This window comes from Rhodoferax mekongensis, assembly GCF_032191775.1.
GTDB lineage: Bacteria > Pseudomonadota > Gammaproteobacteria > Burkholderiales > Burkholderiaceae_C > Allorhodoferax > Allorhodoferax mekongensis.
In genome coordinates this window covers 3,062,651-3,086,574 of record NZ_CP132507.1, presented here as the reverse complement: position 1 = coordinate 3,086,574, position 23,924 = coordinate 3,062,651, and the positions used below count along the sequence as shown (strand labels likewise).

Here is a 23,924-nt window from a genome sequence, read left to right as displayed (position 1 = left end):
CCGGTCGTCAAAAAAGAAATACAAAAGGGTTTAAGCGGTGGCGGGGCTGGTGGCCGCACCGGTGTGTGCCCCACCCAGAAACAGGCGTTCAATATGCGGGTCCGCCAGCAACTCTGATGCCGGCTTTTGCAGCACCAAGCGGCCGGATTCGAGGGCAATGGCTTCGTCTGATATCTTGAGTGCACTTTTCACGTTTTGTTCCACCATCAGCACCGTGGTGCCCTGGTCGGCGAGCTTGCGCAAGAGCTTGAACACATCGGCCACCACCATGGGCGAGAGGCCGATGGAGGGTTCGTCAATCAAAATCACCTTGGGGCGCAAGAGCAGGGCGCGGCCGATTTCCAGCTGCTTTTGCTCCCCGCCTGAGAGTGCGGACGCCGGTGAATGCAGGCGCTGGCTCACACGGGGGAAGAACTCCAGCACTTCCGGAATGCGCTCGTGGGTCGTCTTCATGCCCAAGGTGATACCACCCAGCTCCAGGTTCTCAAACACGCTGAGCTGTCCGAAAAGGTTGCGCCCTTGGGGCACAAAGGCAATGCCTTGTGCGAGCAGTTGCTTTTGGCTTGCGCCCGCCACGCTCACGCCGTCAAGCAGGATGTCGCCCTGGCGCGGTTTGAGCAGGCCGAACAGGGTCTTGAGCACCGTGGATTTGCCCGCGCCGTTGGGCCCGAGTAACAGGGTGATGGTGCCGCGCTTGGCTTGGAAGGACAGGTTGTTCAGGATCATGAAATCCTTGTAGCCGGCCACCACGTCTTTGAATTCAATGCAGGTGTCTGTGGTCATGACTCAGCTCCCCAGGTAGGCGTCCAGCACCTGCTTGTTGTTGCGAATTTCTTCGGGGGTGCCGATGGCCAGCACCTGGCCCTCCACCATCACCATGATGCGGTGGCACAGGTCCATCACAAAGTCCATGTTGTGCTCGATGACCACAAACGAGCTCTTCTTGCCGAATTTGGGGTTCTGGTTGAGCTCCTTGAGCAGGGTGCTGATGCCCCCTACCAGGCTGGGGTTCACGCCGGCGCAAGGTTCATCGAGTAGCACCAGATCGGGTTCGCTCATGAAGGCCATGGCAATGTCCACCAGCTTTTGCTGGCCGTAGGACAGCTCGCCCGCCTTTTTGTCGGCCACATGGCGGATGCGGAACTGGTCGATCAGCGCATCGGCCTTGGCGCCCAAACCGGAGTCGGACGGGGCGAACATGCGGCTGAGCATGGAGCCTTGGTGCTCCTGCGCGGCGACGATCAGGTTGTCGCGCACGCTCATCTTGCCGAAGACCTGCAGGGTCTGGAAGGTGCGGCCCACTCCACGGCGGCTGAGTTCCAGCGGACCGGCGTGGGTCACGTCCTGGCCGTTGAGTTCGATCTTGCCTTCATCCGGCGTGATCTGGCCCAGCATGCTGTTGAACAGGGTGGTCTTGCCCGAGCCGTTGGGCCCGATCACGCCGAAGATTTCTCCGGGCATGACTTCGAAGGACACACCGCCGACGGCCTGAATGGCGCCGTAGGCCTTTTTGATGTTGCTAACTTTAAGCACGGGTTGGCTCATCATCGGGCTCCCTGTTGTTGGGCGGCAGCGGCACGGGCGGCGCTGGCTTCACGGGCCTGGCGTTTGGCCTTGATACGGTCAGGAATGCTCAGCAGTCCATCCGGCAACCAGATCATCAGTAACACCACCGCAGAGCCGAACACAAAGAGGTACCAGGCCTGCGCAAAGCGCAGCCATTCGGGCAGGATGACGCCGACGGCAGAACCCAGCAGCGGGCCCAGGAAGTAGCCGGGACCACCGACCACCACCATCAGGTACATCATGATGGACGCGCCGACCGTGAAGGGCGCGGGTTCGATGAACTGCACCAGCGAAGCAAACAACGCCCCTGCAATGCCCGCATAGACAGCGCCAATGGCAAAGCTCAGCAGCGTGTAGCTGCGGGTGTTGATACCCAGGCTTTCGGCGCGTATGGGGTTGTCCCGCAACGCGGTAAATGCCTTGCCCCAGGGGCTGCGCAGCAGGCCCCATTGCAGCGCACCCAGAACGACGGCAGTGCCCAGCACAAAGTAGTAGTACGCAAGGTTGCCTTCCAGGGAATAGCCGAAAAGAGAAGGTCGGGTGATGTTGTTGATGCCGAAAGTGCCGCCGGTCAGCCATTCTTCGTTGCGCATCACCAGCCAGACGGCCGTATTGAAGCCCAGCGTGGCAAAGGCGAGGTAAATCGTCTGCACCCGCAATGCCGGAAAGCCCAATGCGATGCCCACAAAAAAGCAAATCAGCGCGGCAGCAGGCAAGCCCAGCCAGAAGCTGAAGCCCGCTTTCATCAGAATGGCGACGGTGTAGGCGCCTATGCCGAAGAAAGCCGCATGCCCCAGTGACTTCTGGCCCGCGTAACCCACGGTGAGGTTCAGGCCCATGGTGGCGATGACAAACACCAGCCAGTAAGAGAGCAGGTAGATGCCGTAATTTTTAAGAAAAGGCGGCGCAGCGAGCAGCAGGATTGCGCAAGCAGCTATCAAAATGAGAGTAATTTTTTTCATGAGGGTGTCCAGGTGGTACTCAGACTTTGCGTTCCACTTTTTTGCCCAGCAGCCCTTGCGGCTTGAACAAAATCACGACCATGAAGATCACGAGTGCCACCGCATCTTTGTACGCGGGTGAGATATAGGCCGCAGCCAAGTTCTCGCATACGCCGACGATGAGTCCGCCCAACAGCGCACCCCGTGAGTTGTTGAAGCCGCCGATGATGGCGGCGAAAAAGGCCTTGGTGCCCAGGCTCTCACCCATGTCGAACTTGGCAAGGTAGGTGGGCGTGACTAAGAGCGCGGCCGCGACAGCCAGCACGGCATTGATGGCAAAGGCGTAAAAAATCATGCGGGGCACATTGATGCCCAGCACCGACGCGCTTTCGGTGTTTTGCGCCACCGCCTGCATGGCCCGGCCGGTGACCGTTTTGGTCATGAAGGCTTGCACCACAAAGACGAGGATCAGAGCTACCGCAAAGGTACCTACATCCGCCAAGGTAATGGTCACACCGGCGATGTTGAAGAGCTTGTCTGCAAACAGGCTGGGGAAGGGGTGGGCTTCGGCGCTGTAGCCGGCGCGCAGCCCGTTGCGCATGGCAATGGACAGGCCGATGGTGGCCACGACGATGGGCATCATGCCGAACTTGAACAAAGGGTCGACCAAGCCGCGTTTGAACACCCAGCCCAGCAGGAACACGGCCAACACGACCGTCATGGCGAAGCTCACCGCCAGGGGGGCGCCAATGCTCATGAAGCCCAGCATCATGAAAGCGGGCAGCATCACAAACTCGCCTTGGGCGAAGTTGATGGTGCCACTGGCCTGCCACAACAGCGTAAAGCCGAGGGCCGCCAGTGAGTAGATGGCGCCGGTGGCCATTCCACTGAAGAAGAGTTGGAGAAAGTCGGTCATTCGGAGTCCTTGGGGCGCGGTGCCAGCCGGGGAACTGGTGGATCGCCAGTCCCCTGAAGAGAAAGCCCGCCTGGTCCGCTCGGGTGGCTATGCCCGAGCGAGCAGGGGGCTTCAGGCCATTACTTCTTGGCCGGTGCAGCGGGCTTGGCAGCGGCTGCGGGCTTGTTCACGACGATGGGGTTCAGCGGGGGCAGGGTCGCCACCACTTCCTGCTTGCCGTTTTTCACCTCCACCAGGAAACTTTCGCGGTCCAGATCGCCGTTCTGGTCAAAGGCCACGTTCATCAGGATGCCGGGTTCCTTGTCGGTGGTCACCACCAGGCTGTGCAGCGCGTTGGCTACGGCCTTGCGGTCCAGCTTGCCGACCTTCTCAATCGCGGCCTTCAAGGTGTAAATGCCGGAGTAGCCCTTCATGCCGTTGTGGTCGGAGATGTATTTGTACTCACGTTCGAACTTGGCGCGGAACGCACGCACGGCGGGGATGGGGGCATCCACCGTCAGGCCCACGTGAGCGACGGCGCCGTTGGCGGCTTCGCCGGCCAGTTCAATAACCTTCTGGCCGGTGAGGGTGGTTTCACCGACGATGGGCTTGTTCCAGCCCTGCTTGCGCAGTTCGCGCAGGGCACGGGCGGACTCTTCTTCGTTGGTGTACACAAACACGCCGTCGGCATTGCTCTGCTTGGCCTTGAGCACGGCGGCAGAGAAGTCCACTTGGCCGGCATCGGTCGAGATTTCGGCTGCAATCTTGGTGCTGGAGTTGGCCAGCGCCTTTTTGATCATGTCCAGGCCACCTTTGCCGAAATCGTTGTTCACGTAAATGATGGCGATGTTCTTGAGCTTGGCCTGTTCGCTCATGTAGCGGGCCACCTTGGGCATGGCAGTCGCTTGGGTGAAGCTGGTGCGGAAGATGTAGGGATTGCCTTGGGTGGTGATGCTGGCTGCCTCGCCGCCGGTGAAGTTGGGGATCTCCGCTTTGCGGCTTTCGGCCATGGACACCATGATGGAGCCGGAGAACACGGGGCCGAAGATGGCGAATACGTCATCGTCCACTGCTTTCTGTGTCAGGCCCTTGGCCACGCCGGGGTTGGACTGGGTGTCAGAAGTGATGGTCTGGATCTTCTTGCCCAGGATGCCGCCGGAGGCGTTGATTTCTTTCACGGCCAGTTCTACACCGTTTTTGAAGTTGGTGCCGGCGGATGCGCCACCACCGGACAGCTCGACGATATTGGCGATCTTGATCACTTCCTGGCTGAAAGCGCTGCTAGCGCCCATCAGCATTGCGCATGCAGCTATCAATTTGAGAGTGTTCCGTTTTTGCATGGTGTCTGTCTCCTGTTATGGCGTTCGGGTGGGGTAGACCGTCTGTTCGCTAGTCGTACGAATGGGGCGGTTCGAAGCGGACTTTAGCGATTCGCTTGTGTGAATGAAAGCGAAGAATCGCCAGATTGAGCGTTTGTCGTACTTTAAAGATCGATAATCGTTCATTTTGCGGGTAAGCACTAGGCTGACACCGTTTTTCAGACCTCCAGAATCAGCGCCCATGACTACCGAACTCGCCCTGCGCCCTCCTGTTGTGGGGATTGACGCACCCGCCTTGGACAAAAAGGATTGGATTGCCGGTCTGGAAAAAGGCTTGGGCCTGATTGAGGCCTTCGATGACGCCCACCCACGCATGACGGCCAGCCAGGCCGGCGAGCGCTGTGGCATGACCCGCACCGCCGCCCGGCGCTATCTGCTGACCTTGCAGTACCTGGGCTATGTGGCGAGTGACGGCAAGTTGTTCTGGCTGACGCCGCGGGTGCTACGTATCGGGCAGTCTTACCTGGAGTCGGCCCGTTTGCCCCGCGTGGTGCAACCCTTCTTGCAGAGGGTGACTGCGGGTACGCAGGAGATAGCGTATGTGAGCGTGCTGGACGGGGACGAGATCGTCTACATCGCCCGCAACGGCAGCAACCGCCCCATGAGTACCGGCTATGTGTTGGGTTCGCGGGTACAGGCGCAGGTGACGTCTGCGGGCATGCTGATTCTCGCGATGCGCGACCCGGCTTGGCTGGAGGACTGGTTGCAAACCCGGCAGTTCAAGGCCTACACCTCGCACACCATTGCCAGCAAAGACCGCATGCGCGTGGAGCTGGCGCGCATACGGCAGCAGGGCTGGGCTGTCTCAGAGCAGCAACTCGAAATGAATTACCGCGGCGTGGCGGTGCCTTTGATTGACCGCCATGGCGCCCTGATGGGCGCGCTCAACGTCACCATGCCCATGGGTAACGAGAGTACGGATGATGCGGTGCGCCGCGTGCTGCCCGTGTTGCAGGAAACTGCACGCGCCATGCGCAACCTGATTTAAGCCTCGCCGGGCGTCTGCAGCTGGGCCTGCATGTCCGGCACGTACTGGGTGCTGACCCACTCAGAAATGACCTGGGTGGTCATGGACTCGGGGTGGCCGGCTTCTTCACTGACCCGCGCTACTTCCTCGGCGGAAGTGACCACGCTGATGAACATTTGCAGCAAGGCCTGCATGCCACCGGTGGATACTGCGGTGTCTCCCAGTTGCTTCAGGGCAATCCACGCGTCGGTTTCAAAAGGGGCTGGGGTGTAGTGGGTGGTCATGGTGAGTTCTCGGAAATGCGGGAGAGTCTAGCTTCAGTACACTGCGCGGGCTCCCAACCCTGAGACTCACGCATGTCTGACCGCACCTATCTTCCCGTCACAGAGAACGCGAACCCTCGCACCGAGGCAGCGCTAGCGCGGCTGCGCAAGGCGATGGCAGAGATAGAGGCCGAGATTGCAGCGCACCAAGGTGTATACCCGTACAACTTCGGTCGCGTAACCCAAAGTGAGTTGTGTCGCCGGGCGGATGTCAAAAAGGCCACTCTGCAGACGCCGCTGCATAAAGACACCACCCGGGTCCAGATTCTTGCGTGGCTCGATACCGTCACGGCAGGTCTGACTGTCACCCGTGATGCCACCCGAGAAAAGGTCACTGCGGCTGCAGACACGCTAGCCGCTGAAGTGCATCGGTTGGAAGTAGAGCTTCAGGCGGCTTTGTTGCAGCTGGGGCTGGCCGAGCAAAGGTTGGAGGTGTTGGAGATGGAGAGGGCGGAGCTGCTTGCGCGACTTGCGGAAAAAACGTAGGCGTTCAGCCTGCCATCAATTTGTGCACCAAGTCCGCCGTGGTTGAAGCCTTGTACTTGCGCATCAGCCGTGCGCGGTAGATTTCCACGGTGCGGTGGCTGATCTCCAGCGTTTTGCCGATCTGCTTGGAGGTCTGACCCTGCATGAGGTAGGCCGCAACTTCCCGCTCCCGGGGGGTGAGTTCCGCGCGCACCGGACGCAGGGCGCTCAGGTCCTCGAAAGTCCAAATGCCGGCTTCGTGCGGGGCACTGGGGTTCAGGGCCCTGCCGCTCACGTGGCACCAGAAGGTTTCGCCCTTGAAGCGACCGTCCAGCCGTTTCATGATCCGGTCATCCGCGTAGGTTCCATTGCGATTCAGCAAAGGGGCCATGCGCGCGCCGAGGCGTTCAAACTCGTCGGCGCTGGGGTAGAGCACCTGGAAGGACTGGCCGACCAACTGGTCTTTGGTGGCCCCGAACATGTCGCACAGTTGCTGGTTGCAATCGATCATGGTGCGGTTGCGGGACAGCGCCAGCCCGACGGGCGCGAGGTCAAAGGCTTGGCGGTAGTCAATATCCATGCGATATGCAGTGAGGGAAAGGCTTTAGGGGGAACTACGTATCTGGTTACGTAGTATCGTAGCGGCCATGTTGTTTCTATCCACTTAGGAGATACGCGCAGTGAACAAGATTTACCCCAGCGCCGCTGCGGCGCTTGAAGGCATCATCCAGGACGGCCAGTTGCTCGGCGTGGGTGGTTTCGGCCTGTGCGGCATTCCGGAGGCCTTGATTGACGCGCTGCGCGACAGCGGCGCCAAGAACCTGACCGCCATTTCCAATAACGCTGGCGTGGATGGTTTCGGTCTGGGCAAACTGCTGGAGACCCGCCAGATCAAGAAGATGATTTCCAGCTATGTGGGTGAGAACAAGGAGTTCGAGCGCCAGTACCTAGCCGGCGAGCTGGAGTTGGAATTCACCCCCCAGGGTACCTTGGCCGAGAAGCTGCGCGCCGGAGGTGCGGGCATTCCGGCTTTCTTCACGAAAACCGGCGTGGGCACCATGGTGGCCGAGGGCAAAGAGCTGCGCGAGTTTGATGGCGAGATCTATGTCATGGAGCGCTCCCTGGTGCCGGATGTGTCGCTTGTCAAAGCCCATCGTGCCGACAAGTCCGGCAATTTGCAGTTCCGCTTTACCGCTCGCAACTTCAACCCCGCCGTGGCCATGGCCGGGAAGATTTGCGTGGTGGAGGTCGAAGAGATTGTGGAGACCGGCGCTATCGCCCCGGACCAGGTCCATCTGCCCGGCATTTATGTGCACCGCATCGTCCTGAATGCTTCGCCCGAGAAGCGGATTGAAAAACGCACGATCACAGAGAAAGCAGGAGTCTGAACATGAGCTGGAATCAAGACCAAATGGCTGCCCGTGCAGCCCGCGAGCTGGAAGACGGGTTTTATGTGAACCTGGGGATTGGCATTCCCACGCTGGTGGCCAACCATGTGCCTGCAGACAAAGAGGTGTGGCTGCAAAGCGAAAACGGCATGTTGGGCATAGGGCCGTTCCCGACTGAGGACGAGGTGGACGCGGACCTGATCAACGCCGGCAAACAAACGGTAACCACCATCAAAGGCAGCAGCATCTTCGGTTCGGACCAAAGCTTTGCCATGATCCGCGGCGGCAAAATCAACCTCTCCATTCTGGGCGCCATGCAGGTGAGCGAAAAGGGTGATCTGGCCAACTGGATGATTCCCGGCAAGATGGTCAAGGGCATGGGCGGTGCCATGGACTTGGTGGCCGGTGTGAAGCGCGTGATTGTGCTCATGGAGCACGTGGCCAAGAAGAAAGACGGCACCGAGGACCTGAAGATTCTGCCCCGCTGCACCTTGCCCTTGACCGGCGTGGGTGTGGTGGACCGCATCATCACGGACCTGGCCGTCATGGACGTTACTCCCGAAGGGCTGAAGCTGGTGGAGTTGGCGCCCGGCGTCACCCGCGAGGCGGTGCAGGCCAAAACGGGTGTGCCGCTGCTCTGAGATGCACTTTCTAGCGGGTAAGATGCTGCGCAGCCGTGATTCCAGTATCTAACCCGGGGAAAACATGTCCAGAGCGCTTAAATTTCTGATGTTCATCTACTTCGTGGTCTTCGCGACCACGGGGGCTTTCATGGTTCTCATCGTGAATGCGGATGAAACCTCCCAACCCTGGATTGCGCTCCTTGTGCGCAACCACGCCATTGTGTATGCGTGGCATTTGGGCTGCTGGATGGTGATGGGCATGTTTACCAACTACTACTGGGATTTGTTCAACCTCGGCAAGGGGCTGGAGTCCATGCAGGCATTGCGCATTGGTTTGCCTTTGCTGGTGTCTCCGTTTGTGTTCATGCCGGTGTACAACCTTTGGCTGGCCTCCAGCTCGCAGAGCTACATGTTGTTTGCCGTTATCGCTATCCAAAGCGGCTTCTTCTGGCAGGCCCTGTTGACCAAGGTTGCGCCTTTGGACCGGGCACCTTCCATTCCATGGTCGGTGAACAACGGCGTAAACCGCAATGCGCGCGCCAGCAACCCGCAAGGGCCTGAGCTGAGCTGATCAGATCGCTGCAGAAAAAAACGGGGCCTCGGCCCCGTTTTTTTCGTCTGACTGTTGCTTTATCAATGCGCTCCGGCGGCTGCCTCGGAGGCCCCTGCACCGCTACGGGCCGGGCGAGAGAGCCACACCAGCGGGATCAGCAGCACGAAGATCACTGCAGAGGCGTAAAACACGTCGTTGGCAGCCAGCGTTGCTGCTTGCTGATCGATCATGCGGTTGATCTGGCTGAAGGCTTGCTCTGCACTCAGGCCCGCAGCGTTCAGGCCTGCCAGGGCACTGTTGGAGGCCGTGCTGCCCCGGTTGATCATCTCGGTGAGCTGGGCGTGGTGCAGGGCGGTGCGGTCCTGCCACACGGTGACCGAGATCGACGTACCGAAAGAACCGAACAACACCCGGCAGAAGCTGCTCAGGCCTGAGGCGGATGCAATCTTGTCGCCCGGCAATCCCCCCAGAATGATGCTGGTGAGCGGAATGAAAAACAGCGCCAGCGCAATGCCCTGGATCAGGGTCGGAATCATCATGGTGTTGAAGTCCGACAGCGTGCTGAAGTGCGAGCGCATCCAGAGCACCAGTGCAAACACCAGAAAGGCCACGGTAGCCAGCCGGCGGGTATCGAACTTGGCAATGTTCTTGCCGATGATGGGCGACAAAATGATCGCAAACAGACCTACCGGTGCCATCAGCATGCCGGCCTGGGTAGCCGTATAGCCCATAAAGCTTTGCAGCCACAACGGCAGCAACACGATGTTGCCCATGAACAGTCCGTAGGCAATCGACATGGCCACCGTACCGGTCAGGAAGTTGCGCACCTTGAAGAGCTTCAAGTCCACCACCGGGTGGTCATCGGTCAGTTCCCAGGCAATCAAAAAGGCAAACGCAATCACCGACACCACGGTCATGAGGATGATTTCTTCGGAATGGAACCAGTCCAGCTCCTTGCCGCGGTCCAGCATCAGCTGGATGGCGGTCACACCAATCACCAGCAGTGCCAAACCTACCGTGTCGATCGGCAACTTGCGGGTAGGTGTCTCGCGCTTGTGAAAAATAGTCCAGGTGATGAAGCCTGCGATGAAACCAATGGGCACGTTGATGAAAAAGATCCATCCCCAATGCGCGTTGTCCGTGATCCAGCCGCCCAACAGCGGCCCCATCACAGGGGCTACGAGCGTGGTCATGGCCCAGAGTGCCATGGCGAGACCCGCGAGGGCCGGCGGGTAGCTGGAGAGCAGCAGGGTCTGCGCCAGCGGCATCATGGGGCCCGCCACAAAGCCCTGCAACGCGCGGGCACCGATCAGGAAGGGCATGTTAGGGGCAATGCCGCACAACCAGCTGGAGAGCACAAACAGCAGCACGCTGGTGACGAACAACCGCACCTGGCCGAAGCGCTGGGACAACCAGCCCGTCAGGGGCAGGGCAATGGCGTTGGCCACACCGAAGCTGGTGATGACCCAGGTGCCCTGGTTGGAGCTGACACCGAGGTCGCCGGCAATGGCGGGCAGGGACACGTTGGCAATGGAGGAGTCCAGCACGTTCATGAACGTGGCGGCTGACAGTGCAATCGTGCCCCACAGGCGCGCCGACCCTTGCAAGGGAGCGGGCGCAGTGTAGGCGGCGGGGGCGCTCATACCTTGTTACACACCAGCGCCGTTTTTGGCGGCAGCGTGGGCATTGAGCTTGGCACCGCGGCCGAGGTTGGCAGCGATCACCTTGCGCACTTCGTCGCTGGCCTGCTGGTCGAGCGCGGTGTACACATCGGTTTGAGTCGCAGAAGCCGTGCGGGGTGCATCAGCCAATGACTTGCCGCTTTGGTCTGTCACGTCCACTGTGGCTTCCATGGACAGGCCCACGCGCAGTGGGTTCTGGGCGAGTTGCTCGGCATCCAGCGCCACACGCACCGGCACGCGCTGCACGACCTTGATCCAGTTGCCGGTGGCGTTCTGGGCGGGCAACAGGGAGAAGGCGGCGCCCGTGCCGGCACCCAAACCAGCCACCGTGCCTTTGTATTCCATCTTTTTGCCGTAGAGATCAGCGGTGAGCTTGACCGGCTGGCCGATGCGGATGTTGCGCAGCTGCACTTCCTTGAAGTTGGCATCCACCCAGAGTTGGTTGAGGGGGATGATGGCCATCAGCGGGGCACCGGCGGCGACGCGCTGGCCCAGCTGTACGGTGCGCTTGGCTACGTAGCCGTCCACGGGCGCGGGCAGCTCAGCGCGGTGCAGCGCCATAAAGGCCTCGCGCACTTTGGCGGATGCGGCAACCACGCTGGGGTGGCTTTCCACATTGGTGCCTTCGGTCAGGGTCTGGTTGCTGGAGAGCTGCTCACGCGCAGCAGCCACACCTGCCTGGGCGGCGGACAGTGCGTTCTGCGCGGTGGTGAGTTGTGACTTGGCGTGGTTGAGTTCTTCCTTGGACACGGCACCGTTGCCTGCCAGTGCCTGGCGGCGGTTCAGGTCGTCGGTCGCACGGGCAATGTCGGTTTGCGCGCGGGCGATGTCGGACTCACGCAGCGTGACCTGGGCCGACAGCGTGCCGTTGTTGGCATACAGGGTGCGGACTTGACGCACCGCTTGCGCCAGGTTGGCCTCAGCTTGGTCGAGCGCAACTTTGGCATCCGCCGGGTCCAGCTTCACCAGCGCCTGGCCGGCTTTCACGAAGTCGGTGTCGTCGGCCAGGATGGCGGTGACGGTGCCGCCCACTTGGGGGGTGATCTGGATCACGTTGCCCTGTACATAGGCGTTGTCGGTTTCTTCGGAATGGCGCGCGCCGTAGTACTCAAAACCGCCATAGGCCAAGCCCAGCAGTACGACGATGGAGAGAACAGTCAGGGCTTTTTTGCGAGCGGGATTGCCGGATGGCGCAACGGTAGGAGTAACGGTGGTGGTGGAAGAGGTGCTCATGGTGTTTCTTTCAATCTGGTTCAGTGCGAGTTAGGTGGGGCCGTGGTCAGTGCTTAGCGGACTACGGTGTCGCTCGTCGGTGCGGCGGCCGAGGTGGTGTCGGTGTCGGTGAAGCCGCCACCCAGTGCGCGGATCAGCTGGATCTGGGTGTCTACGCTGCGGGCCGCCAGGTCCACGGCCAACTTGCGCTGGGCCAGCACGGCGGTCTCGGCGTTGAGCACGTTCAGGTAGTTGCCCAAGCCTGCCTCGTAGCGTTGCACGGCAATGGCGTAGGCGCTTTCGGCGGATCGCTGCGCGGCTTTTTGCTCGGCCTGCTGGCGTTCAATCGATTGGGTGGATGCCAGCTGGTCGGCAACGTCGCGCACGGCGTCCGCCACAGCGGCGTTGTAGGTCTCAATGGCGGCATCCAGATCCGCAGCCTTGCCTTTGAGGTTGGCGCGCAGGCGGCCACCTTCAAACAGTGGCAGGCGGATGGCCGGACCCACGCCCCATTGGGCGCTGCTGCTTTGCACCAGCTTGTCAAAGCCGATGCTCGAGAAACCGGCAAATGCGGTCAGGTTGATGTTGGGGTAGAACAGGGTTTTGGCGTTGTCCACATCGCGGGTCGCAGCTTCGACGCGCCAACGGGCGGCGACCACGTCGGCGCGCCGGCCCAACAAGTCCATGGACACGGCTTGTACCTTGGTTTGTGCAGCTGCTACGGAATTGATAGCTGCTGGCGCACGGTTGGTGAGCGCCAGGCCTCCATTTTGTTGTCCGGTTAAGGCGGCGAGGGCGTTGGTGAGCAGAGCTTCCTGCTCTTTGAGGGCCTCGATCTGAAAGCGGGCATCAGGCAGGGCGCTCTCGCTTTGTTGGAGCTCGAGTTGGGTGTCCAGGCCGGCTTGCAGGCGATCTTTCACGAGTTGTTGGGTTTGCTGGCGCTGTGCGAGGGTGCGCTGAGCAACTTCAAGCTGACCCTGCACCCGCAGCCACTGGAAGTAGCTGCGTGCCACATTGCTGGCCAGCAGCATGCGGGCGGCCTGGGCGTCGGCTTGAGCAGCGCGGCTTTGGCCGATCGCGGCATCCAGCGCAGCGCGGTTCTTGCCAAACAGGTCCAGCTCCCAGCTGCCAGTGGCTTGCAGCGTGGCAATCTCGCGCTCGCTGCCGGCAATCGGTGCGGGCACCAGGCCGTTGCGGGTGTAGAGCTGGTGGGTGGCATCCAGCCCGGCGTTCAATTGCGGCGCGCTGGCGGCATTGGCGTTATCGATTCCTGCTTGCACACGCTGCACACGTGCCTGGGCCACGCGCAGGTTGGGGTTGTTGGCCAGGGCTTGGGCGACCAGCTGGTTGAGTTGCTCATCGCCGTAGGCTTTCCACCACTGGCTGTCCAGTGCCACGCTGTCCGCAGGAATGGCTTGGGTGGACAAGCCGGCTTGCTGCGCAGCAACGGGCTTGGCCTGCGAAAAGATGCCCGAGAAGTTGGCACACGCGCTCAAAGACGCAATGGCCACCGCGCTAAGCGCAAAACGGCTCCAGCGCAGTGCTTGTGAAGTGGAGAAGATGGTGTCTTGCATGGGGTGGTTAGCGGTCGGTAGAGGGGGTGTCGGCAGCGGCGTTGTTGGCTGCCTTGATGCGTTGGGCGTTATCCAGAATACGGCGCAGATAGCCCTTGAGGTTCTCGAACTCTTCAGTGCTGAAACCTTCGAGGTGGGTGTTTTGCACCTCGCAAAGCACCTGGGGAATGTCGGCTGCGGCTTGCGTGCCGGCAGGGGTGAGCTGGATGTTGACCACCCGGCGGTCTTGCTCGGAGCGCACGCGCTGGACCAGGCCTTTGGCCTCCATGCGGTCCAGCAGGCGGGTGGTGGCGCCGTTGTCGAGCTCGCAGGCGCGGGCCAGTTCGGCCACTGTCGAGGCCTGCTTGTTGTACAGCTTGAAGAGCGGTATCCACTGCGCGTTGGTCAGGTCGGTGTGGGCGAGCTGATGCTCCACCGACTGGGCCACGTGCGAGAGGATGCTGCGCATCAGGTAACCGACGCTGTCTTCCGGCCGGTAACTGTCGGGGCGGTAAAACGAAGGGGCAATGTGTTGCATAGCCCGAATATTAGTTGCCTAAGCAAATATTGTCAAGGCTGATATTGCATGGGCAATGGAATGGGCTAAAAAAAAGCCGGCCCAAGCCGGCTTTCCAGGCATGCGGGTGCAGGCTTATTTCAGGATGTCGCCCAGGCAGAGGTACTTGACCTCGATGTAGTCATCCATGCCGAAGTGCGAGCCTTCGCGGCCGAGGCCCGATTGTTTGACACCGCCGAACGGCACGTGCTCGGTCGCCAGAATGCCTACGTTCACGCCCACCATGCCGTACTCCAGCGCCTCGCCTACGCGGTAGATTCGGCCGATGTCGCGGCTGTAGAAGTAGCTGGCCAGGCCGAATTCGGTGGCGTTGGCTGCGTCAATGGCTTCTTGCTCGGATTGAAATTTGAACACCGGGGCAAAGGGGCCGAAGGTTTCTTCGCGGGCGCACAGCATGTCAGCGGTAGCACCGGATACGACGGTGGGCTCGAAGAACTGCCCTTGCAGGGCGTTGCCGCCGGTTTCCACCTTGCCACCTTTTGCCACGGCGTCCGCCACGTGGCGTTTGACCTTCTCCACGGCGGCGTCTTCGATCAGCGGGCCTTGCACTACGCCGTCTTCAAAGCCGTTGCCGACCTTCATGGCCTTTACTTTGGCGCTGAACTTGGCCACGAACTGGTCGTACACGCCGGCCTGCACATAGAAACGGTTAGCGCACACGCAGGTCTGGCCGGCGTTGCGGTACTTGCTGGCTAGAGCACCTTCCACTGCGGAGTCCACATCGGCGTCATCGAACACGATGAAGGGTGCGTTGCCGCCCAATTCCAGCGACAGCTTCTTGACGGTAGGCGCGCTTTGCGCCATCAGGATGCGGCCCACTTCGGTGGAGCCAGTAAAGCTCAGGTGGCGCACCACGTCGCTGGCGCAAATGACCTTGCCCACGGCAATGGACTGATCGCTGTCGGCGGTGATCATGTTGAGTACACCGGCCGGAATGCCGGCGCGGATGGCCAGTTCGGCGGCGGCCAGCGCGGTCAGGGGGGTCAGCTCCGCAGGTTTGATGATCACCGGGCAACCCGCTGCCAGCGCAGGCGCCACCTTGCGCGTGATCATGGCCAGCGGAAAGTTCCAGGGCGTGATCGCTGCGCACACGCCGATGGGCTGCTTGATGACCACCAGGCGGCGGTTGTTGTCGAACTGGGGCAGGGTCTCGCCGTTGACGCGCTTGGCTTCTTCGGCAAACCATTCCACAAAGCTGGCACCGTAGGCAATCTCGCCCTTGGCCTCGGCAAACGGCTTGCCTTGCTCGGCGGTCATGATGCGGGCCAGGTCTTCCTGGTTGGCCATCAGCAAATCAAACCACTTGCGCAGGATGATGCTGCGCTCTTTGGCGGTCTTGGCTTTCCACGCAGGCCAGGCGGCGTTGGCCGCGGCGATGGCGGCTTCCGCGTCTGCGGCACCGAGGTTGGCCACATCGGCCAAGTGCTGGCCGTTGGACGGATCGGTCACCGCAAAGCGGCTGGCGCCAGTCACCCACTGGCCATTGATGAGTGCGTCTGTCTTGAGCAGGCTGGGGTCTTTCAAGAGGGAAAGCGGCGATGTGGACATGGTGTCTCCTCAATATACAAACAAAACTGGCTGCCAGCGCCCGTGGAATATGCGCAAGCAGCTATGAAAAACGTAGCAAATTCAGGTATGTAGCCGGCCGTCAGCGCACCGGCACCCCGGGCAGCACACACAGCATCTCGTACAACAGGTTGGCCCCTAGCAAGGCGGTATTGCCCGTGGTGTCGTAGGGCGGTGATACCTCCACCAAGTCTGCGCCAACGATATTAAGCCCACGGCAACCCCGGATGATCTCCAGCGCCTGCGGCACGGTCAGTCCACCGATTTCAGGCGTCCCGGTACCGCCGGCGTAGGCAGGGTCAATACCGTCAATGTCAAAGCTCAGGTAGCAAGGGGTGTTGCCCACGCGCTGGCGCACCTGCTTCATCACGGGTGCCAAGGACTGGTGCCACACCTCGTGGGCGGGTACCAGCGTAAAGCCTTGCCTGCGCGGCCAATCGAAATCATCGGCCGCGTAGCCGGTGCCGCGCAAGCCGATCTGGGTGACCTTGTTGCAATCGAGCAGGCCCTCTTCCACTGCGCGGCGGAAGGGGGTGCCGTGCGCAATCCGCTCGCCGAACATGTCTTCATTCACGTCGGCATGCGCATCCACATGCACCATCGCCACCGGGCCGTGTTGAGCTGCAATGGCCCGCAGAATGGGTAGCGCAATGGTGTGGTCGCCGCCCAGAGTAAGGGGTATGCAGCCGTGGCCCAGCACCTCGGCGTAATAGGCGGTGATGATGTCGACAGACTTCAACAACGAATAGGTGTTGATGGGCACATCTCCCAGATCCGCCACTTGAAGGGCATCAAACGGCGCGGCGCCGGTGGCCATGTTGTAGGGGCGCAGCAGGCAGGATTCCGCCCGGATCTGGCGCGGACCGAAGCGCGCACCCGGGCGGTGGCTGGTGCCGATGTCCAGCGGAACACCGATGAAAGCAGCATCCAGCCCTTGGGCGGATGTGGCGACCGGCAGGCGCATCATGCTGGCGATGCCGCCGAAGCGCGGCATGGCGTTGCCGGAAAGAGGTTGGTTCAAATTCATAGGGTAGCGGGGTTCAGGGTCAGGCTTTGCGGCCGCGCAGCCACTCCAACACCAGCAGCATGGCGGTGGTGAACAGGATCAACAAGGTGGCCACCGCTGCAATCGTGGGCGAGATGTTTTCGCGGATGCCGGTGAACATCTGGCGCGGCAGGGTGGTCTGCTCGGCGCCAGCCAGGAACAGGGTCACCACCACTTCGTCAAACGAGGTGGCAAAGGCGAACAGCGCGCCGGAAATCACACCAGGGGCAATCACCGGCAGGGTGACCCGCATGAAGGTGTTGAAGGGTGTCTCGCCAAGGCTCAGCGAGGCGCGCACCAGGTTGTGGTTGAAGTTGGCCAGGGTGGCGAGCACGGTGGTCAGCACAAAGGGGGCACCCATGGCAGCGTGCACGGCAATCAGGCCCACATAGCTGTCGCTCAGACCCAAGGGGGCGAAATACAAGTAGGTGGCTACGCCGATCACGATCACCGGCACCACCATGGGGGCGATCAGGAATGCCATCAGCAGGCCCTTGAAACGAAATTCGGTGCGGGTCAGGCCCACGGCAGCCAAGGTGCCCAGGACCGTCGCAATCACCGTAGCGGCGGGCGCCACGATGAAGCTGTTGCGCATGGCGTTGGACCACTCGGGCGCGGTGAACAAGTGGCTGTACCACTTGGTCGACCAGCCGGGAATGGGGTAGGTCAGGAATGAGCTGCTGGAAAACGACAGCGGAATGATGGCCAGGATGGGCGCAAGCAAGTAGCCCAGCACCAGCACACACACAATGCGCAACAGCCACCAACCGGCCTTGTCGGCCAGCGTGAAGTAGAGGGGAAATTCGGGCAGTTTGAACATGGGTGTCTTTCTTATGCCAAGGCCAGGTCGGATTTCCCGATGCGGCGGTACACGCCATAGAGCACCAGTGTGGTGGCCAGCAGCAGGGCACCCAAGGCGCAGGCCATGCCCCAGTTGACTTCAACGTTGGTGTAGCGGGCGATGTAGTAGCTCAGCATCTGGTCATCTGCACCACCCAGCAGCGCCGGCGTGATGTAGTAGCCAATGGCCAGAATGAACACCAGCAGTGCGCCGGCACCCACACCGGGAAAGGTTTGCGGTACATAAACCCGCACAAATGCAGCCAGCGGAGCACTGCCCAGCGACACAGCAGCACGCACATAGGTGGGTGGCACGCTCTTCATCACGCTGTATAGCGGCAAAATCATGAAGGGCAGCAGGATGTGCACCATGGAAATGATGACGCCGGTACGGTTGAACAGGAGCGCCAATGGTTCGCTGATCACACCGATGCCCAGCAGCGCACCGTTGACCAGTCCTTCGGACTGCAGCAACACGATCCACGCCGCCACCCGAACCAGGATTGAGGTCCAAAAAGGCACCAGCACCAGAATCATCAGCACGTTGGCTTTGCGCTCCGGCAAGGTGGAGAGCCAGTAGGCCAGCGGGTATGCCAGCACCAGGCACAGCAGGGTCACGATAAAGCTTATCTGGAAGGTCCGTACCAGAATGCCGCTGTAAGCACGCTGTTCTTCGGGCATGCGTTCGATATGGCCGTTGGCATCACGCTTCAGGTCCACCGAGGCCAGCAGGTAGTCGGGCGTCCAGCGAGAGCCGTTTTTGGCAATGGCCTGCCAGAACTCCGGCTCGGCCCAGCGGGCGTCTTTGTCCAGCAACTGCTGGCGGACGGATTCAGCATCACCTTCGATGGGCAGGGCCTTGTAGGCACCCATGATCAGCGAGCGTGCCCCGGGCGCTTCGGTGTTCAGGCGGCGCGCCAGAGCGCCGGCATCTGCTGTGTCCGGCAGGTGCGATAAATCTTGAACCAAGGCGGCGTAGGCCGCAGCTTGGGGTTGGGACGTGCGGTCCCAGCCTGCCAAGGCTTCTACCGTGGTGGGCAGGGCCTTGGCGACTTCGGGGTTTTCCACCGCGCGCATCAGGAGAGCTGCAATGGGAACTAGCAGGGTCAGGAGCAAAAACACCAGCAAGGGCAGTGTCAGGCTGAATGCCCGCCATTTGCGGCGGGACTCCGCACGGGAGAGTGCCGCACGGAGATCGCCCGGGGGCTGGATGGCACTGGCTTGCATGGACATGGGTTCAGGCTCCTGACGGTCTACGGATTACTGGGTGGCCCAGGCAGCAAAGCGCTTTTCCAGGGCTTCGCCTTGGTCAGCCCAGAAGGTGGTGTTGAACTGCAAAGCTTCCTTGGCGTTCTTCTCGGAAGTAGGCAGGTCACCCAAGACCTTGGCGCTGAGCTTGGCCAGAGCCTTCTTGTTGGTCGGGCCGTAAGCGATGTTCTGGGCGTACACCGCCTGGTTCTCCGGCTTCATGGCGAAGTTCAGGAACTTGTAGGCGGCGTCTTTCTTGGCAGTGCCCTTGGGGATAACCCAGTAGTCCAGGTCATAAATGCCACCGGGCCAGTAGATTTGCAGGTTGCGGCCTTCGCGGTTGGCGGCGTCAATACGACCGTTGTACACGGTGGACAAGACCACATCGCCAGCCACCAGGAACTGGGGTGCCTGGGCGCCTGCTTCCCACCACTGGATGTTGGGCTTGAGGGCGGTCAATTTCTTGAAGGCGCGTTCTGCACCGTCTTTGGTGGCCAGAACCTTGTAGACGTCTGCGGGCTTCACACCGTCGGCCAGCAAAGCGAACTCGAGGTTGTAGCGGGCGCCTTTGCGCATGCCGCGCTTGCCGGGAATCTTGTTGGTGTCAAAGAAGTCTGCCCAGCTGGTAGGGGCTTTTTTGAGCTTGTCGCCGTTGTAGGCCATCACGGTGGACCACACAAACACACCCACACCACACTCGCTCACAGCGGAGGGCAGCAGGTCAGCTTTGGGGGCAATCTTGCTGTAGTCCAGCTTTTCGAACAGGCCTTCGTCGCAGCCGCGGGCTACGTCAGGGGATTCGACTTCCACCACGTCCCAGGTCACATTCTTGGTTTCCACCATGGCCTTGATCTTGGCTTGCTCACCGTTGTATTCCACTGCGGTGACCTTCACACCTTCCTTGGCTACGGGTTCGTAGTAGGCGACTTTCTGGGCGTTCGCATTGGCACCACCGAAGTTCACCACGGTAATGGCGTCTTGGGCGTGGACATTCATCGCAAAGCAGGCAGCAATAGATGCAGCAGCGATCAGGCTTTTTTTCATGGAGAGATTTCCTTAAGGGTTGAGGAAGGGACGGGGGAAAACTTCAGAGCGCGTAAATGCGCGTAAAGGGAGTCGGGAACTCAAGGTGCACCGTGCTGCCCATGGCAGGCGGTGTGAGGGCACATGCGTGGGTGAGCGGGAGCTTCACGGTGGCTTGCGCCTGGCCGGCACCCATTGAGCACAGCAAGCGCACGTGGTCGCCGTAGTACACAATGCCGGCCACTTGGGCGGCGACGGTGTTCAGTGCAGCGGGCGCCTGTACGTGCAATGCAATCCGCTCGGGCCGCACACATGCTTCCACCATGGCGCCTGCAACAGCGTTATTGACATTGATGCCGGGCAGCGTCTGGCCTTGGCCCAGAACGATGCAGGGGGCATCAGCAGTGCCACCCAACGTGCCTCGAAGCACCGTGCTGTCCCCCACAAAACCGGCCACAAAGCGGTTGCTGGGGGCTTCGTACAGGCTTTGCGCATCCGCCAGTTGCTGGATCACACCTTCGTTGAACACCGCCACCCGGTCGCTCATGGTCAGGGCTTCGCCCTGGTCATGGGTCACATACACAAAGGTCACACCCAGCTGGCGGTGAAGCTCTTTGAGTTCGAGCTGCATGTGTTCGCGTAACTGCTTGTCCAGCGCGCCCAAGGGCTCGTCCATGAGCACCAGTTGGGGCTCGAACACCAGCGCGCGGGCCAGTGCCACGCGTTGCTGTTGGCCGCCGGAGAGGCGGGTGGGCAGGCGCTCGCCCATGCCGGTCAGTCGCACCATGTCCAAGGCCTTTTGCACCCGCTTTTCTTGCTCGTCTTTAGGCACTTTGCGCACGGTGAGCGGGTAGGCCACGTTCTGTGCCACCGTCATGTGGGGGAACAGTGCGTAGTTCTGGAACACCATGCCGAAGTTGCGCTTGTGCGGCGGGGTGCGCGTGATCTGCTTGCCGTCGAGCAGGATGTCGCCTGCTGTGGGGGACTCGAACCCGGCCAGCATCATCAGGGTGGTGGTCTTGCCCGAGCCCGAGGGTCCGAGCAGGCTCAGGAATTCACCGCGCTGGATATCGAGGTTCAGCTCCCGCACCACCAGCTGTTCGCCGTCGTACGTTTTTTGTACGCCGCTAAAGCGCACCAAGGGTTCAGTAGAGGACATGTGTTCTTCGAAAAGCAGATTCAAAAAGGCGATCAGGCCACGGCGGCGAAGCTGTCGGCCAGAATGGCCAAGCCTTCTTCCAGCAGCGCGTCGGGCGCGGTCAAAGGCACCAGGATGCGGATGACGTTGCCGTAGGTACCGCAGGACAGCAGAATCAGCCCGCGTCGTGCAGCCTCTGTGACTACTTTCTTGGTCAGCACCGCGTCTGGGCGGTGCACATCGCCACCTTCAAACAACTCGATGGCGACCATGGCGCCCATGCCGCGTACATCACCGATGGCAGGTACCTTGGTAGCGATGGCCTTGAGCTTTTCAACCAGGAAGGCGCCCATGTCTTGACTGCGTTGCAGGAGTTTTTCTTCTTCAAAGGCCTTCATCACGGCCAGTGCCGCTGCGCAAGCCACGGGGCTGCCGGCATACGTACCGCCCAAGCCGCCTGCGGCTGGTGCATCGATCACATCAGCCCGGCCGACCACACCGGACAAGGGGAATCCGCCAGCCAACGATTTGGCAGTGGTAATCAAATCAGGAGCCACAGGCCATTGTTCGCAGGCGAACCAGGTGCCGGTGCGGCCCGCGCCGGTTTGCACTTCGTCGGCGATCAACAAAATACCGTACTTGTCGGCCATGGCCTTGAGGCCGGAGATGAAATCGGGAGGTGCGACGTAGAAACCGCCTTCGCCCTGCACCGGTTCGACGATGAAGGCAGCAACGCGTTCTGCTTCGATGTCATTCTTGAAGATCAACTCCACAGAATGCAGGGCATCCGCCACGCTCACGCCATGCAGTTCATTGGGAAACAGGGCGTGGAACACTTCTCCGGGGAAGGGGCCGAACCCCAGCTTGTACGGAGCCACTTTGCCGGTCAGACCCAGCGTGAAATTGGTGCGGCCGTGGTAGCCGCCAGTGAAGGCGATCACTCCAGGGCGCTTGGTGTGAGCGCGGGCGATTTTGATGGCGTTTTCCACCGCTTCGGCGCCGGTGGTCAGCAGTAGGCTTTTCTTGGCAAAGTTGCCGGGTGCCATGGCGTTCAGGCGCTCGCACACTTCGACGTAAGGTTCGTAGGCGATCACCTGGAAGCAGGTGTGGGTGTACAGATCGAGCTGGGCCTTGACGGCTTCAATCACCTGGGGGTGAAGGTGGCCGGTGTTGAGCACCGCAATGCCGCCGGCGAAGTCGATGAAGCGGCGACCTTCCACATCCCAGAACTCGGCGTTACGGGCGTTCTTGATGAAAATCTCGTGGGCCTGACCGACGCCGCGGGCAACGGCGGATTGGCGACGGGCATACAGGGCGGCATTGAGAACTTGGCGATCGGCTTGCATAAGGTAGTCCGGTGTTGTTGAACGAGTGGCCGAACTATAGAAACCCGGTCCCCAAACAACCATGTACACATTGATGAAAGTTTCGAGACACTGTGCAGGTCTAAAATCCTGTACAGAGTTTCCCTAAATTGGTGCGTTTTCTGACCACCCGCTGCCTGCTTTACGATCGTGCCATGCTCACACTCAGTCCCGACATTGCTACCCCCCTGGTCAGCCAGATCGTGGACGGGCTGCGCGGGCTGATTGCGGGGCAGGTGCTCAAGCCCGGTACCAAGTTGCCCTCCATCCGCGCATTTGCGGTGGCGCATAACGTCAGCGTATTTACGGTGGTCGAGGCCTATGACCGCTTGGTCGCCCAAGGATGGCTGGTCTCGCGGGCCCATTCCGGCTTTTTCGTAAAGCGGCGTGAGGAGGGCGGCAGCGTAGGGGCACCAGCCCGCGAAGTGGAAACGCCCCGTTTTGATGCAAGCTGGTACCTCAAGCAGATTTTCGAGAACCGGAACCTGCCGTTAAAGCCCGGTTGCGGCTGGTTGCCGCATGATTGGTTGTTCGGTGATGCCGTGCGCCGCAGCATGCGCCATCTCTCCAGCGATGGCTCTGAATTGGACGGCTATGGCCTGCCCTATGGCCACATGGCCTTGCGCATGATCATTGCGGAGTCATTGGCCGAACACCAGATTTCGGCAGACGCCGGCCAGGTGTTGTTGACCCATGGCTCCAGCCAAGGGCTGGATCTGGTGGCGCGCTGCCTGCTCAAGCCGGGCGACACGGTACTGGTAGACGATCCGGGCTACCCCAATCTCTTGTTCATGTTGCGCTTCTGGGGCGTGGACGTGGTCGGCGTGCCGCGCACGGGCGTGGGCTACGACCTCGCTGCTCTGGAGGCCATTCTGACAACCCGCAAGCCCAAGGCCTTCTTCACCCAACCCCGTTTGCAGAGTCCTACCTGTTCGGTTGCTTCGGTGGCGCAGTTGCATCGCTTGTTGCAACTGGCGGAGCTGCACGATTTTGTGCTGGTCGAAAACGACATTTATGCCGACATGGATGCGACTTCACGCACCACGCTGGCCAGTCTGGATCAGCTGCGTCGCGTGGTGTATGTGGGCAGTTATTCAAAAACCATTTCGCCCAACCTGCGTGTGGGTTACTTGTTGGCCCGGCCTGATTTGTCAGCGCAATTCGTGCAGCTGAAGATGATTGCCGGACTGACGTCCTCCGATATTGCCGAGCGGATTACCTTCGGCGCGATTACGGATGGCCGCTGGCGCAAGCACCTGAAGTCGCTGCGGGACCGCTTGGGCGAAGCACACCGCCAAGTCAGTCGCAGGCTGCTGGGTCTGGGTTTTGAGATCTTTCATGAGCCTGAGGCCGGCATGTACCTGTGGGCCCGGCACCCCGACATCGCAGACAGCGCCGTGCTGTCACAGTCAGCGACTCAGGAAGGCATCATGTTGGGGCCCGGCCAGTTATTCCTGGTGGAGCCCCGGCCGACCGGATGGCTGCGCTTCAATGTGGCATTTTGCGCGGATGAGCGCCTGTGGCGCTTTCTGGACCAGCGGATCCTGGTGGGGCAAAGCGCCGAACACGCCTGAGG

General features: G+C 60.9%; 24 protein-coding genes. 6 read left to right on the top strand and 18 right to left on the bottom strand.

The window, feature by feature from the left end; translation table 11 throughout:
* Positions 1-30: 30 nt before the first annotated feature.
* The 5 genes from RAN89_RS14720 to RAN89_RS14700 form a co-directional block, all read right to left on the bottom strand.
* Positions 31-783 (bottom strand): ABC transporter ATP-binding protein, encoded by a 753-nt coding sequence (locus RAN89_RS14720; protein WP_313867001.1) that lies wholly within the window; start codon positions 781-783, stop codon positions 31-33.
* A gap of 3 nt (positions 784-786) precedes the next feature.
* Entirely contained in the window at positions 787-1,545 is a 759-nt protein-coding gene (locus RAN89_RS14715) for an ABC transporter ATP-binding protein (protein WP_313869408.1), read from the bottom strand.
* Positions 1,545-2,528: a branched-chain amino acid ABC transporter permease gene (locus tag RAN89_RS14710; RefSeq protein ID WP_313867000.1), complete on the bottom strand. Its 984-nt coding sequence runs from the start codon at positions 2,526-2,528 to the stop codon at positions 1,545-1,547. The genes RAN89_RS14715 and RAN89_RS14710 overlap by 1 nt, the downstream gene beginning before the upstream one ends.
* A 19-nt stretch (positions 2,529-2,547) precedes the next feature.
* Positions 2,548-3,423 carry a branched-chain amino acid ABC transporter permease gene (locus RAN89_RS14705; RefSeq protein WP_313866999.1) on the bottom strand — a complete coding sequence of 292 codons (876 nt, stop codon included), beginning with the start codon at positions 3,421-3,423 and terminating at the stop codon, positions 2,548-2,550.
* Positions 3,424-3,542: 119 nt separating this feature from the next.
* Positions 3,543-4,742 carry an ABC transporter substrate-binding protein gene (locus RAN89_RS14700; RefSeq protein ID WP_313866998.1) on the bottom strand — a complete coding sequence of 400 codons (1,200 nt, stop codon included), beginning with the start codon at positions 4,740-4,742 and terminating at the stop codon, positions 3,543-3,545.
* A 220-nt stretch (positions 4,743-4,962) separates the two neighbouring features.
* Between RAN89_RS14700 and RAN89_RS14695 the strand changes: the two genes are divergently transcribed.
* Positions 4,963-5,769: an IclR family transcriptional regulator domain-containing protein gene (locus tag RAN89_RS14695; protein WP_313866997.1), complete on the top strand. Its 807-nt coding sequence runs from the start codon at positions 4,963-4,965 to the stop codon at positions 5,767-5,769.
* On the opposite strand, the gene RAN89_RS14690 is transcribed toward RAN89_RS14695, so the two are convergent.
* A complete protein-coding gene (locus RAN89_RS14690; RefSeq protein ID WP_313866996.1) occupies positions 5,766-6,032 on the bottom strand; it encodes a hypothetical protein in 267 nt (88 codons plus the stop codon). The genes RAN89_RS14695 and RAN89_RS14690 overlap by 4 nt on opposite strands.
* 72 nt (positions 6,033-6,104) lie before the next feature.
* Here RAN89_RS14690 and RAN89_RS14685 point away from each other — a divergent pair, with 72 nt between their 5' ends.
* The gene (locus RAN89_RS14685) at positions 6,105-6,557 is read left to right on the top strand and encodes a hypothetical protein (protein WP_313866995.1); all 453 of its coding nucleotides are present in this window, start codon (positions 6,105-6,107) and stop codon (positions 6,555-6,557) included.
* A 4-nt stretch (positions 6,558-6,561) separates the two neighbouring features.
* Here the strand turns inward: RAN89_RS14685 and RAN89_RS14680 are convergent, their stop codons facing one another.
* The gene (locus tag RAN89_RS14680) at positions 6,562-7,116 is read right to left on the bottom strand and encodes a LuxR C-terminal-related transcriptional regulator (protein WP_313866994.1); all 555 of its coding nucleotides are present in this window, start codon (positions 7,114-7,116) and stop codon (positions 6,562-6,564) included.
* 100 nt (positions 7,117-7,216) lie between these two features.
* Between RAN89_RS14680 and RAN89_RS14675 the strand changes: the two genes are divergently transcribed.
* From RAN89_RS14675 to RAN89_RS14665, 3 genes are all read left to right on the top strand, one after another.
* Entirely contained in the window at positions 7,217-7,924 is a 708-nt protein-coding gene (locus tag RAN89_RS14675; protein WP_313866993.1) for a CoA transferase subunit A, read from the top strand.
* A gap of 2 nt (positions 7,925-7,926) precedes the next feature.
* Positions 7,927-8,565, top strand: a complete 639-nt coding sequence (locus tag RAN89_RS14670; RefSeq protein ID WP_313866992.1) for a CoA transferase subunit B — start codon at positions 7,927-7,929, stop codon at positions 8,563-8,565.
* Between the two features lie 88 nt (positions 8,566-8,653).
* On the top strand, positions 8,654-9,118 hold the full coding sequence (locus RAN89_RS14665) for a hypothetical protein (protein WP_087494342.1): 465 nt from the start codon (positions 8,654-8,656) through the stop codon (positions 9,116-9,118).
* A 62-nt stretch (positions 9,119-9,180) separates the two neighbouring features.
* On the opposite strand, the gene RAN89_RS14660 is transcribed toward RAN89_RS14665, so the two are convergent.
* From RAN89_RS14660 to gabT, 11 genes are all read right to left on the bottom strand, one after another.
* Complete coding sequence (locus tag RAN89_RS14660) at positions 9,181-10,743, bottom strand: DHA2 family efflux MFS transporter permease subunit (protein ID WP_313866991.1); 1,563 nt, start codon at positions 10,741-10,743, stop codon at positions 9,181-9,183.
* Positions 10,744-10,749: 6 nt separating this feature from the next.
* Complete coding sequence (locus RAN89_RS14655) at positions 10,750-12,015, bottom strand: HlyD family secretion protein (RefSeq protein WP_313866990.1); 1,266 nt, start codon at positions 12,013-12,015, stop codon at positions 10,750-10,752.
* A 53-nt stretch (positions 12,016-12,068) separates the two neighbouring features.
* Positions 12,069-13,568, bottom strand: coding sequence for an efflux transporter outer membrane subunit (locus tag RAN89_RS14650; RefSeq protein ID WP_313866989.1), 1,500 nt, complete (start codon positions 13,566-13,568; stop codon positions 12,069-12,071).
* A gap of 7 nt (positions 13,569-13,575) precedes the next feature.
* Complete coding sequence (locus tag RAN89_RS14645; RefSeq protein ID WP_240791971.1) at positions 13,576-14,085, bottom strand: MarR family winged helix-turn-helix transcriptional regulator; 510 nt, start codon at positions 14,083-14,085, stop codon at positions 13,576-13,578.
* A gap of 114 nt (positions 14,086-14,199) precedes the next feature.
* Positions 14,200-15,672: an NAD-dependent succinate-semialdehyde dehydrogenase gene (locus RAN89_RS14640; RefSeq protein WP_313866988.1), complete on the bottom strand. Its 1,473-nt coding sequence runs from the start codon at positions 15,670-15,672 to the stop codon at positions 14,200-14,202.
* Positions 15,673-15,772: 100 nt separating this feature from the next.
* Entirely contained in the window at positions 15,773-16,717 is a 945-nt protein-coding gene (gene speB, locus RAN89_RS14635; protein ID WP_313866987.1) for an agmatinase, read from the bottom strand.
* A gap of 19 nt (positions 16,718-16,736) precedes the next feature.
* Positions 16,737-17,555 (bottom strand): ABC transporter permease, encoded by an 819-nt coding sequence (locus tag RAN89_RS14630; protein ID WP_313866986.1) that lies wholly within the window; start codon positions 17,553-17,555, stop codon positions 16,737-16,739.
* A gap of 11 nt (positions 17,556-17,566) precedes the next feature.
* Positions 17,567-18,808: an ABC transporter permease gene (locus RAN89_RS14625; protein ID WP_428984457.1), complete on the bottom strand. Its 1,242-nt coding sequence runs from the start codon at positions 18,806-18,808 to the stop codon at positions 17,567-17,569.
* A 27-nt stretch (positions 18,809-18,835) separates the two neighbouring features.
* Positions 18,836-19,867 (bottom strand): ABC transporter substrate-binding protein, encoded by a 1,032-nt coding sequence (locus RAN89_RS14620; protein WP_087494334.1) that lies wholly within the window; start codon positions 19,865-19,867, stop codon positions 18,836-18,838.
* A gap of 43 nt (positions 19,868-19,910) precedes the next feature.
* Positions 19,911-21,005 (bottom strand): ABC transporter ATP-binding protein, encoded by a 1,095-nt coding sequence (locus tag RAN89_RS14615; protein ID WP_313866985.1) that lies wholly within the window; start codon positions 21,003-21,005, stop codon positions 19,911-19,913.
* Positions 21,006-21,037: 32 nt separating this feature from the next.
* On the bottom strand, positions 21,038-22,330 hold the full coding sequence (gene gabT, locus RAN89_RS14610; protein ID WP_313866984.1) for a 4-aminobutyrate--2-oxoglutarate transaminase: 1,293 nt from the start codon (positions 22,328-22,330) through the stop codon (positions 21,038-21,040).
* 173 nt (positions 22,331-22,503) lie between these two features.
* Here gabT and RAN89_RS14605 point away from each other — a divergent pair, with 173 nt between their 5' ends.
* Positions 22,504-23,922: an aminotransferase-like domain-containing protein gene (locus tag RAN89_RS14605; protein ID WP_313866983.1), complete on the top strand. Its 1,419-nt coding sequence runs from the start codon at positions 22,504-22,506 to the stop codon at positions 23,920-23,922.
* Positions 23,923-23,924: the final 2 nt, after the last annotated feature.